The organism is Trinickia sp. EG282A (assembly GCF_040965455.1).
Lineage (GTDB): Bacteria > Pseudomonadota > Gammaproteobacteria > Burkholderiales > Burkholderiaceae > Trinickia > Trinickia symbiotica.
This window is the reverse complement of sequence record NZ_JBFRCC010000009.1, coordinates 16564-26446: the sequence shown is the minus strand read 5'-3', so window position 1 is coordinate 26446 and position 9883 is coordinate 16564. Positions and strand designations below refer to the sequence as shown.

At 59.3% G+C, this 9883-nt stretch carries 15 protein-coding genes; 5 read left to right on the top strand and 10 right to left on the bottom strand.

Annotation, left to right across the window (positions count from 1 at the left end):
• Positions 1–31: 31 nt before the first annotated feature.
• Together AB4Y31_RS29530 and AB4Y31_RS29525 are read right to left on the bottom strand one after the other, a co-directional pair.
• Positions 32–1258 carry a tyrosine-type recombinase/integrase gene (locus tag AB4Y31_RS29530; protein WP_368677102.1) on the bottom strand — a complete coding sequence of 409 codons (1227 nt, stop codon included), beginning with the start codon at positions 1256–1258 and terminating at the stop codon, positions 32–34.
• Positions 1255–2310, bottom strand: a complete 1056-nt coding sequence (locus tag AB4Y31_RS29525; protein ID WP_368677101.1) for a hypothetical protein — start codon at positions 2308–2310, stop codon at positions 1255–1257. The genes AB4Y31_RS29530 and AB4Y31_RS29525 overlap by 4 nt, the downstream gene beginning before the upstream one ends.
• A 365-nt stretch (positions 2311–2675) precedes the next feature.
• Here AB4Y31_RS29525 and AB4Y31_RS29520 point away from each other — a divergent pair, with 365 nt between their 5' ends.
• The 5 genes from AB4Y31_RS29520 (at position 2676) to AB4Y31_RS29500 (ending at position 6310) form a co-directional block, all read left to right on the top strand.
• Complete coding sequence (locus AB4Y31_RS29520; RefSeq protein ID WP_368677100.1) at positions 2676–2987, top strand: hypothetical protein; 312 nt, start codon at positions 2676–2678, stop codon at positions 2985–2987.
• Positions 2988–3250: 263 nt separating this feature from the next.
• Positions 3251–4288, top strand: coding sequence for a DNA-binding protein (locus AB4Y31_RS29515; protein ID WP_368677099.1), 1038 nt, complete (start codon positions 3251–3253; stop codon positions 4286–4288).
• Positions 4289–4345: 57 nt separating this feature from the next.
• Positions 4346–5026 carry an AAA family ATPase gene (locus tag AB4Y31_RS29510; protein ID WP_368677098.1) on the top strand — a complete coding sequence of 227 codons (681 nt, stop codon included), beginning with the start codon at positions 4346–4348 and terminating at the stop codon, positions 5024–5026.
• The gene (locus AB4Y31_RS29505; protein ID WP_368677097.1) at positions 5023–5472 is read left to right on the top strand and encodes a hypothetical protein; all 450 of its coding nucleotides are present in this window, start codon (positions 5023–5025) and stop codon (positions 5470–5472) included. The genes AB4Y31_RS29510 and AB4Y31_RS29505 overlap by 4 nt, the downstream gene beginning before the upstream one ends.
• A 1-nt stretch (position 5473) precedes the next feature.
• Positions 5474–6310: a hypothetical protein gene (locus tag AB4Y31_RS29500; protein WP_368677096.1), complete on the top strand. Its 837-nt coding sequence runs from the start codon at positions 5474–5476 to the stop codon at positions 6308–6310.
• A 139-nt stretch (positions 6311–6449) separates the two neighbouring features.
• Here AB4Y31_RS29500 and AB4Y31_RS29495 read toward each other — a convergent pair whose 3' ends face one another.
• The 8 genes from AB4Y31_RS29495 to AB4Y31_RS29460 all read right to left on the bottom strand — a co-directional run bounded on the left by AB4Y31_RS29495 (position 6450) and on the right by AB4Y31_RS29460 (position 9860).
• Entirely contained in the window at positions 6450–6710 is a 261-nt protein-coding gene (locus AB4Y31_RS29495) for a hypothetical protein (protein ID WP_368677095.1), read from the bottom strand.
• A gap of 9 nt (positions 6711–6719) precedes the next feature.
• Positions 6720–6980: a hypothetical protein gene (locus AB4Y31_RS29490; protein ID WP_368677094.1), complete on the bottom strand. Its 261-nt coding sequence runs from the start codon at positions 6978–6980 to the stop codon at positions 6720–6722.
• 155 nt (positions 6981–7135) lie between these two features.
• Positions 7136–7378: a hypothetical protein gene (locus AB4Y31_RS29485; protein ID WP_368677093.1), complete on the bottom strand. Its 243-nt coding sequence runs from the start codon at positions 7376–7378 to the stop codon at positions 7136–7138.
• A 293-nt stretch (positions 7379–7671) separates the two neighbouring features.
• Positions 7672–8091 (bottom strand): hypothetical protein, encoded by a 420-nt coding sequence (locus AB4Y31_RS29480; RefSeq protein ID WP_368677092.1) that lies wholly within the window; start codon positions 8089–8091, stop codon positions 7672–7674.
• Between the two features lie 21 nt (positions 8092–8112).
• Complete coding sequence (locus AB4Y31_RS29475) at positions 8113–8424, bottom strand: hypothetical protein (RefSeq protein ID WP_368677091.1); 312 nt, start codon at positions 8422–8424, stop codon at positions 8113–8115.
• A 19-nt stretch (positions 8425–8443) separates the two neighbouring features.
• On the bottom strand, positions 8444–8674 hold the full coding sequence (locus AB4Y31_RS29470; protein WP_368677090.1) for a hypothetical protein: 231 nt from the start codon (positions 8672–8674) through the stop codon (positions 8444–8446).
• 288 nt (positions 8675–8962) lie between these two features.
• Complete coding sequence (locus tag AB4Y31_RS29465) at positions 8963–9382, bottom strand: hypothetical protein (RefSeq protein WP_368677089.1); 420 nt, start codon at positions 9380–9382, stop codon at positions 8963–8965.
• A gap of 184 nt (positions 9383–9566) precedes the next feature.
• Entirely contained in the window at positions 9567–9860 is a 294-nt protein-coding gene (locus AB4Y31_RS29460) for a hypothetical protein (protein ID WP_368677088.1), read from the bottom strand.
• Positions 9861–9883 lie beyond the last annotated feature (23 nt).

The window sequence follows — 9883 nt, the reverse complement described above, 5'->3', positions numbered from 1 at the left end:
GTGAGAATTGCCCACCACGCAATAACGGTTTTTAGCTCGACTGTTTGCCCGTATCGGACCATTGGATACGGTGCTTGTCGTTGAGGTCGCGGTGCAGCTTCAGGTCTTCGGTGTGCGAGTAGATGGAGGTCGTGGAGATGCTCTCGTGACCAAGGACAGCCTGGACGGTGCGCAGATCCGCTCCGGCGTTCAGCATGTCCGTTGCGGCCGTGTGGCGCATCCAGTGCGTCGAAGCCGCCTGAAGGCGCGAAGCGCTCTCAGGATCGTTTCGGCGGAGCACCGACTCGGCGTGCTTGAAGAGTTCCTTAAACAAAACCCAAACCGACTGCCGCGTCAGCGGCCGGAATGCGGTTTTGGTCCGAAGCGAGAACACGAGTGGAGTCGTTTCACTTGGCGCGGGCCACGACGAAAGGCCAAAAGCCTCGCGGTAGCGGGAGATCTCGGGCAGGAAAGGGTCGGGGATCGGAATGGAGCGTTCCTTGTCTCCCTTGCCGATCACGGTCAGGAAATAGCGTTTGCGGGCGTCCTCGCGGTCCTGAATGGCGGAGAAGCTTCCCATCGTGCCGTTGATTGCTTCTGCGGTTCGGATGCCCGTCATATAGAACAGCGTCGCCATCCATCGCCAGCGGGCGTAGTGTTGCCGCTGAAAGACGGTTTCACGGGGTAGCTCCTCGATCGCGGCAAGCACCGCATGCCACTGGTCTTCGGTCAGAAAGCGCGATTGCGAACGCTCGGGCCTCTTCAGGCGTCGGCGGTTTCGGATAATCGGATTTCCGGCCAGGTAGCCCACACTGCGCAACCACTCGAACAACGACCAGATGATGCCTTGCGCGTAGCGGATGCTCGATGGCCGCAGAGGTCCGGCGAACGGTCGGTAGTCTTTCGACACTCCGCCGTCCTTGTCACGCCGGCCGCGCTTTGTCCCGACCCACACGGATCGCGGCTGAGGATCAGCAAGGAACGCAAGATACGCCTCCCAATCCTCGTAGACGACGGACGACAATGGCTTGCCACGACTCGCCAGTATCCACACGTAGAAGCGCACGACTTCCTTCTCATAGGCGTCGTAGGTCTTCTGCTGGTCTGTGAACTGGCCTAGCCAGAGGCGAATGGCCTCCCAATCGGTATTGGCGGCGATCTGCTGCCTACCCGCGCCCCGGTTCTCGCCCGAACTGCCGTCGAGCGAGGGTGGAAGCGTGGCGTTGAGCGCGAGCGCGAACGCCTGGTTGGGAGTAGTCGTGAGGGCGGTTATCGTCACGCTGCGGCCTGGGTCATGTGTTGCGTCACCACGTCGTCCACGCTGAACTCGGCGTCGGCGTCGGCGTCGGCATCGGGGTCGCCGTCCTCGGCGTTCCCTTCGGCCGCTGCTGCGCTGGCTGCTCGCGCCCGTTTGTTTTCCGCGCGCTTCTCGGCTTTCGCGTACACCTGTTGGACCTCCTGGTGGGCGTCGAAAATTGCCTTCAGGCTAACGGCCGACAGTGTGACGGTCTTGCCTTCCAGTTCGGCTTCGTTCCCGTTCAGGAGCGTTTGCAGGTTTTCGCGGTCGCCTTCCGACAGCCGAGTGTAGAAGGTATCGAGCGAGGAAACCACCTTGCTCACGATCGGACGCGGGATTGCCGGACCGTACAGCGACTTGGCCGTGACCTTCTTGCCACCGTTGGCGCGCTCGTGCTGGAGTCGATCGATCAGGATGTCGAGCGTCTTTTTGCTGCCATGCTTGCGCAACAGCGGAATTACCACGTCGGCCGACACCTCATCCCTCACGAGCATTTCCTGGAGCGCGGTATCCGACTCCGCGAGCATGATGCATTGCTCGACGTGCGTGTCGGAGCGGCGCGCGTGCGCGGCGATGCGCTGAATCGGCCAACCCCAATTCGCGAGGCGGCGAAAGCCGTGGCCCGCTTCCAGCGGCGTCAGCGGCAGGCCCTGCTGGCCGGTCGCGACCATATGGGCCGTCCGCTCGGCATCGTTCCCGCGAAAGTGACGGCATTCCACAAACTGGATGTCATGCCCTTCGTCAATGAGTTCCAGATCCATCAACAGCCGGTTCTCGCCGTCGATAAGGAGCACTTCGCCTTCTTCGACCCGAACATCCAGCGGCGGGAATACCGCTCCAGCCAGCTTCGCGGCCTTGAGGCCGTCGATGTACTGGCGACGGGCAGGGGTCATCTGCCCAAGGAGCTTCGAACGGACGTTGAAGCCTTGCTCGATCTTGATGATGCGCGGGTCAACCTTGAAGTGGGTGACCTTCGCCACGCCGTCAATGCTCTTGTCCTCGGCCATGGCCTTGAGGGAAATGTGGTTTGCCATGCTGCTCTCCAGTTCGAAGGGGCTTCGAAGCCCCAAAAAGCGAGGATTTCCCTCGAAAAACGCGTATCGCTATAACGATACGCAATTTTCGGGATGTTTCACGGCAAAACTGCATACCCGCTGCATCCCTTGCGCAGCAAAGCATTCCCCGCGAAATAAGGTGGGTGTTTCACGGAAATGCGATGATCGAGACTGCTTCTCTGCTGCTGAGTGACATAATAGCCGTTATGTCAGATAAGAGCAAGCGAGAATCATAGGAATGACGTTATACGTAATCATGAGTTGACCGCGCGGGCGCACTTTTCTATGCTTGGCGATATGCAGCGGGGGTTTCGACCGGACCTCGCTCGCGCTGGCGAGTCTTATTGGCCTTGGAGGAAGTGGTTATGCGGAAAGCACCAGACGGACAGCCAATCGATCTTGCGGCTGTCGAGCGCGAGATCGCGCGGATCAACGCGGCGGTCGATGAGTTCGCGATGGCCATGAAGGCGGCCATGGCGAGAAAGGCTGCGGAGGGGCGCACGGGATGGGACGACCCTTCCCTGCGCGCCTCGATCGTCGGTGACCTGATCGCGCATGCGATCTGCGCCGACAAGGCTCCTGGGCAGGAGGTTCACGTCGCGAACTTCGCGATGATGCTGCACTACATTAGTGTATCAAAGCCTGCGATCGCGTAGCATTTGCGTCGATTCGATACGATGCGCTACACAACGATATCAAATGCTATCGTATGATTGCATTTGATATCGAATCGCTGATTTATCAACAGTTTCTGTTGATAGACCTGTTGATATGCTGCACAATCCCGCCGCAAGGGATTGATTTCGCTGGAATAGTCCAGGTTTGACGCGCTATTGAGATCAAACCATTTGCTTTGCTATCGAATGCGATCAAATGATTGCGAATGATAGCGACTGATATCAAATCGAAGCGGAGCCGAATGAAATCTGGTACGAACAGGCCGCGCGACCTTGAGCTTGACGATCAGATCCGTGCAGCGGTCGAGCGCATCCGGGAAGAACACGCCTATCGCGGCGACTACCGGAAGCAGCTTCGAGCACTGATTGAAACCCTTTTCTTCAAGTTCGGCGAGCGTGCGGGCGCTTCACGGCTGGTTTCGCTTCTCGCCGAGGACGGCCGGTCGCCAAGCACGAGCACGGCACAGGACGAGATCAATCAATTCTGGAAGCGCCTTCAGGAAACCGCGAAGGTCAGGATTGAGCGCCCTGACCTGCCCGACTTCCTTCTCGAGGTATTCGGTCAGGCCGCAGCGACTGTATGGGAGAACGCCCTCGCCCAGGCGGACGCCGCACTGGCTGCCTTTCGCGCGGAAGCCGAGGCATCGGTAAGCGCCGCTGAGACTCGTGCCGCTGACGCCGATCGCCGCGCAAACGCGGCTGAAGCTGCTGCGCAACAGGCTGCCGACAGGGCATCGGCCGCTGACGCCCTGCGCGAAGAGTTGGCCGTCCAGCTTGCCGCCGAACAAGCCGCGCGCCATGCCGCAGAGCGCTCGCTCGATCAGGTGCGGGCGGAGAGCGACGAACGTGAGCGCAAGCGCACCGAAGAAGCCGCCGATTTGCAGCGCACGATCCAGGAACTCCGGGCGGCCTCCGATCGTATCGAGCGCGAGCAACGACGTTTGCTTGTCGTCGCCGATGACTACAAGACCGCCGCTGCGCGCGATCGCGACGCACGGAAGGAAGCGGAGGACAACAATCGCGCGCTCAACATCACCATGCAAAGCATGCAGGGAAACATTAATCGCCTTTCTAACGAGCGAGGAATCCTTGAAGGGCGAGCCGAGGCGGCCGAAAAACTGGTAGATCGCCTTCAGGAAGACCGCGATGCGGCTCTCGGGAAATTGGCGGAGGCAACCGCGCGCGCGGCATCTGCCGAAACCCGCGTTCGTGAACTGGAGGCTGCGCTGTCCGCACAGCGCAGCGGTGGTGGCGACGCCCATACCGAGCAAGTCGCTTAGTAGCTATCAAATGATAGCATTTGATATGATTCGATATAGTTATAAAGGGGCAATCGAATGAGCGTGAATTCTGTCGTCAACGGAGACGATAGCGCGGTCTTCGCAGTCGCCAGCGAGAAAGGCGGAACCGGCAAGAGTACGACGGCGACCAATCTCGGCGCTTACCTCGCCGGCGAAGGCCACGATGTCATGATCGTGGACTGTGACCCGCAATCCACCGCGTCGAACTGGATCGACCGCAGGAACAAGAAAATCCTCGACGGTGCATCGATCGCGAAGATCCACTGCACTCAGAAATCGGGAAACGTCTATGAGACCGTTCGGGATCTCGCGACCCGCTACAAGTACGTGATTGTTGACGTGGGCGGTCACGACAGCAAGGAACTTCGAACGGCCCTCGCCGCCGTGGACAAGGTGTATGTTCCATTCGCCGCAAGCCAGGCCGATCTCGAAACGCTTGATCACATGAACGAGGTCATCAGCCTGGCGAAGGGACTCAATCCCGATCTGCGCGCGTTTGGTCTGTTGACCATGACGCCGCACGATCCATCGCCCCGCGAAGTGCTCGACGCAAAGCAATTTCTGAAAGAGTTCGACCAGATCGGGTTGGCCGACACAACCATCGGCTATCGGAAGATCTACAAACAGGCACTTCTTGAAGGATTCGGCGTGGTCGAGATGAACAACTCCAAGGCGAAGGCTGAGATTCAGTTGTTCGCATACGAGGTACTGGCATGAGCAGTGGATTTGTCCGTCCCAACAGGAAGGCCGCTGTAGATCCCGCTGCGCTGGAGCGCTTCGCGTCCGGCGCGGACGAGCGACGTGCCGCTGTCGGCTCCTCCGAGGAAGCACCTCCGGCCGCAGCGCCTGCGCCCGCTGCTGAGGCTGCTATTGCACCCCCCGCGCCGGCTCCGGCCGCCACGCCTGCACCGCTCCCTGTTGCCGCAGGGACCACCGCTCCGGCCACCGTTGAGCGCAGCGTTGCTGCTGTCCAACCGAAGCCGCCTGCCGATGCGGCCGAGAAGGCTTCTGAACAGGTGCTCTGGCGCGTCTCACCTTCGACGCTGGCCCTCTACAACTTCGTGTTCGAGAACACCAACGTCAAGAGCAAACAGAAGCTGCTCGACGCGATCCTGCTCCCGGAGCTTGAGCGCCGCGCCGAGGAAATCCGCAAGGGACGCTAACGTGAAGAAAACGCCCGTCGAGCCGACCGTCAGCGGCCCTGTCCGTTGCGAAGAATGCCGCAACTTCACCGGCACCTCTTTGACGTGGGGTTGCTCGAAGGGATATGAGGCACCGCACAAGTACGTCTACTTCAAAGATGCGTGCGCAGACTTTGCAGCGATGACGCGCGACGAACTCATCTACAAGCGTTTTCGACTCAACGCCGAATGGGTCGGCGACGCGGATATCAAAAAGCACCGCAGCACTGTGCGGCGCACGGTTGGATCGTTGCGCAGTACGCTCGACCAGTTCGGCCAGTATCTGTCGTCTGACCAGATTGACGCGATCAAGCAGGCTCGACACGCCCTCGATGTGTTGGGTGACGACCTGGAACGCGCGGAGAAGATCGCGCGAAGGGTGAAGCAGGACGCGGATGCGCGGCGCGAACTGGAAACAGCAGCGCGCCAAACGAAACTTGTACTCGCACAGCTTGGCGTTGAGTCGATCGATGCCGCGACCACCGACGAGGTACTGAAGCTGGCCGAAGACGTATCCGAGTTCGCCGGGAAAGCAGCAAAAGCCTGGTGGGCGAAAACCACTGGAAAGCACGAAAGCTCATTCGGCTTTTACATCAACTACAACCTCGATGAACTCATCAAGGTTCTACGGCAAAGCGCCGAACATGACAGGAGAGCGAAGAAGCAACGACTGGTTCTGTCGATCGGTCAGCACCTCGACAAGCTCGATGACTCGTGGTCGAGCAGCCCCAAGATCGAGGACTTTCAGAAGTTCCGGGTGTTCCAGTCCGACCGCCGCAAGATTGCAGCGATGGCCCGCCCCGACGCAGCAGCAGATTGACCTTAGTTCCGGTCACCCTTCAGTCCGTCTGATTTCCCTAACATCGCTGTCGTTTACCGCTAGCGGTTTGATACTCTTCTGATCGCCGGACACTTCCGTCGGCACATTTGCCTCTGCCGCAGTTCGGCTTTCGCCCTGCTCACCCGCAGGGCGCTTTTTGACGTTTTCCGTGGTCATTGAAGGGCGTCGTCGGGACGGACGCCTGTGAAATAGCTGCCGTCGGGTCGAACCGCAACGAAGCCAAATCGGGACCGCTGTGCTTCGGATCTCGTGCGATGTACAGAGATTCCGCCTCGTCGTACTGCCAGTTCCCGCGCCCGAACAGCTTGTCCATAAACGCGGGAATGTCCTTTGCGATTTCACGTGTTTCGTTGCCGAGGCAAATAGAGTCCCTTGCCATCGTATCTTCCTATTTGTTCGATGGTTGCCACGGCAGCAGCACGCGAGCCCTGTGCTCGCCGTCATCGCGCCTGACAACGCGGACCGCTCCGCCGGCGGGGACGCGAGCCCATGTATCAGTCCCGATCATGCCGATGTTGCGAAGCGTGCTCACGTCAACGCGCAACACGTCGTTCTCGAAGTCGGATGGGCTTATCGCGGCATACCGCAACGCCGCGGCCTCAAGCTCCTGGTGCAATTCGACCGGGACCATCACGAGGTGTTGAATCATGTCAGCTTCCTTGTTAGCGAAGCCAGCCGTAATGACGCATGGCTTCCTCAATCGCTGCGCGCCACGGAGGCGGGCAAGGCTTCACACGCTCGGCCGTTCGAATACCGCGCAACGGCAGTCCATTCGCTCGCCATGTTGCCCCCGTGTCGCCCGCTTTAACGTCTTTCCTGTTGCGATCCCTTTGCATCGTTCGCTCGCCTCTCCGCAACGGCCCGGTCCCACGTCTTCGCGTACGCGACAGCCCACTTTGCGAGTACTTCGGCCAGTTGCCGCTTCTCCTTCATAGGATCTTTCTCGTCGGCCAACAGACCCGCAAGGAAATACGGACTTTCGATGGTCGGGCCTCCCTCATCAATCTCCGACTGGACCATCTCCATCATGAACTTTGCCCTGCTCATTCTCCCCCCTTTGATGATTAGCCGAGGCGCTGGAGCCTAGCTTATCGGCCCGCACATGCATCGTGCGATCGTTCTGAGCGGCTGCGAGCGCATCCCGCCCTTCCTGAGTAATCGCCCCGGCTTTGATGTACCCGCGTCGTTGAAGAGACATGAGCGTCGAGCGAGCGCCGCCGTACGCGCTCCGACCAACTAAGTGCAAGTCCCAGCGCCGACCCAATTCCAAGTTGGTCAGCACCGCCCGTTGCGCCGGCGTCAGTTTGTGGGGCTTCGAGTTTGCCATGACGAGTCTTCTATTAGAACGGCACGTCGCCATCTGGCGACTGCGCGCGCTGGCTAATTGAGTCACCCTCGCCAAGCGCCAGCCTCTCTAGCCCCGCGATCGCCCGGGTCTTCATGCGCGCGATTTCGGACGCAATCCCGTACAGAGAGATGCCTGCCTCCGGCGCATTGAGCCGTTGAAGAAACTCAATGTCCCGCTTCTCGATCGTTCGGGTCGTGACAAGGAGAAGAGCGCACGCGAAAGCGAGATCCTGCGCGTCGGGCAGGGAAGAAGAGCCTTCTGCCACAGCGTCCAGGTATTGTTCAATGGTGCTCTCAGCCGCATCGAACTGCTCAAATGACTTCGGGTCATCAGCGTGCCGCAACTCAGCGTTGAGACGAGCAAAAAGATCCTCGCTGGCCCTAGCAAAGACATCTCTTTTCTGGCGCACCATTCCCAACCCCTTTTTCCTTGGTTACCGCTTGTTCATCAAGTATGTGGCGAGTGCTCCGGTGACTTCCGATTCTGTGCCAGCGCAATCCCACACCGTCGGCCAGCCGCCGAACTTGTTGGCGAGGTCATGACTCAAAAGCCAGCGACCGCCAGAAAGTGGCTTTACGCCGATCAGGTCACCCTCGGTCAAGTCTTCATCCACCACAGACAGCAAGAGCTCATCCTCGCTATCTGGATCGTCAGCTTCATGCGCCCCGATCCTCTTGAAAAGAGCCCCATGAATCTCGATCAGATGAACCGTGACCGGGTACAGCGACGATTTAGGCTCGTCCATGTGTTTTCCTTCGTCGGCGCTAGTCCCGCTCGAGGCGGATGTCGCAGACTTGCTGTTTGTTCTCGATGGACTTCACTGAGCGCTGTCGGCCGTCGATCACGACCTCCACGATGCTGCCCTCCTCGATTTTTCGTCCACGAAGCCAAATCATGCCGTGACCGCCGAAGAACTCCACCGACTCAACATTGATCGTGGTTCCGTCAGCCATCACCAGTTGCGCATCTACGCGCGAAGTAGGGGTTGCGCTCAACGTTCGCTCCTTTTCCTTGTCGCCGACGCGGCCGGCATTTTCCGTCGCATCAGTTGCCAGGAGTGTCCCGCTCGATGCGCTGCTCGGCTTCCTCTTCATTCTCAGCGAAAAACACCGGGCTTAGCACAATGTCAGCAGCGCGGCTTGCTGCCCTGCTGTTCTCAGCTTCTTCTCGCGTAAAGTGAGGGCGCGATAGCACTGCGGCACCTGGGCTGGGCCTGATGCCATCGGTCGTCATGACCCACACCTGTCGCACTCCGTAGTAATAGGGCATTGTGTTTTCCTTGGTCAATCGACGTACTCGAACTCGATCCGAGTGACGACGGTACTCGGCGTACAGCCACGGTGAGAGCCGCAGAAGAACTTGACGAACTCGCTCGGCCAGCGCAGCGACGGATGTTCACCAAAACCTTCCTTGGCGCACTCAACGGCGCCGTAATCGGGATTCTCCGTCATAGCCGACAGCGGCTCGGCGCTAACGCTCACAACACGAATGGTCGCCAGCGGCTTGACCTTTTCTCCGGCCTTCAGCCCCATGCCTTTTTCGACGCCACGCAGCATGTCACCCGCTCTCAGGGATCGCCAGCCAACACGGCGCGTCACCGTCTTCGTGCGAGCGCGAATCTGCTGCTGCGTGAGCATGAAGCTAATATTTCGCATGGCCAATTTTCCGTGGTCGTTCGTTCCGATACCGCTGATAGGCAACATGCAGAACACTAACGAGACCGATTATCAGCACAGCACCATAGAACTTGAAGGAACCGTGCGGTAGCACGTCAAGCTGTGCAAGAACGAGGCACACCACGCCTGCCAGCGTGAAATCGCTAGAGGCCACTTCAGTTCTTCGCTCATTCGCTTTTCCCTATGCCGACTCCGTCGGCGTTTTCCTATCTCAATCGAGGGCAACGCCCTTTCTTTCGAGCCATGCCATCCAGCCCTTGTAGCGCGCGTGATAAGCTCCGTCAGCGTCGCCGTGCCAATAAAAGTCATCGGGACCATGAAACTCCCAATGATCGCCGTTGAAGCGGTAGACCCATGCATCCCGCAGCTTTACGTCGGGGAAATGAGACCGGACGAGAGTCGTCGCCTCACGCAGCAGTGATCGCGTGAATATGCAGTTAAGCTCGTTCCACGCCCGAGCGTCTTTGCGATTCCGGTGCGCGTCCAACGACACGACGTTACCCATTTTTGTCCTTTCGCTCTATCGCT

What these genes read in the sequence shown, in the direction of transcription:
- AB4Y31_RS29525 (WP_368677101.1), bottom strand. Translation starts at nt 2,310, where the DNA reads ATGGCAAACCACATTTCCCTCAAGGCCATGGCCGAGGACAAGAGCATT.
- AB4Y31_RS29515 (WP_368677099.1), top strand. Translation starts at nt 3,251, where the DNA reads ATGAAATCTGGTACGAACAGGCCGCGCGACCTTGAGCTTGACGATCAG.
- AB4Y31_RS29510 (WP_368677098.1), top strand. Translation starts at nt 4,346, where the DNA reads ATGAGCGTGAATTCTGTCGTCAACGGAGACGATAGCGCGGTCTTCGCA.
- AB4Y31_RS29505 (WP_368677097.1), top strand. Translation starts at nt 5,023, where the DNA reads ATGAGCAGTGGATTTGTCCGTCCCAACAGGAAGGCCGCTGTAGATCCC.
- AB4Y31_RS29495 (WP_368677095.1), bottom strand. Translation starts at nt 6,710, where the DNA reads ATGGCAAGGGACTCTATTTGCCTCGGCAACGAAACACGTGAAATCGCA.
- AB4Y31_RS29490 (WP_368677094.1), bottom strand. Translation starts at nt 6,980, where the DNA reads ATGATTCAACACCTCGTGATGGTCCCGGTCGAATTGCACCAGGAGCTT.
- AB4Y31_RS29485 (WP_368677093.1), bottom strand. Translation starts at nt 7,378, where the DNA reads ATGAGCAGGGCAAAGTTCATGATGGAGATGGTCCAGTCGGAGATTGAT.
- AB4Y31_RS29480 (WP_368677092.1), bottom strand. Translation starts at nt 8,091, where the DNA reads ATGGTGCGCCAGAAAAGAGATGTCTTTGCTAGGGCCAGCGAGGATCTT.
- AB4Y31_RS29475 (WP_368677091.1), bottom strand. Translation starts at nt 8,424, where the DNA reads ATGGACGAGCCTAAATCGTCGCTGTACCCGGTCACGGTTCATCTGATC.
- AB4Y31_RS29465 (WP_368677089.1), bottom strand. Translation starts at nt 9,382, where the DNA reads ATGTTGCCTATCAGCGGTATCGGAACGAACGACCACGGAAAATTGGCC.
- AB4Y31_RS29460 (WP_368677088.1), bottom strand. Translation starts at nt 9,860, where the DNA reads ATGGGTAACGTCGTGTCGTTGGACGCGCACCGGAATCGCAAAGACGCT.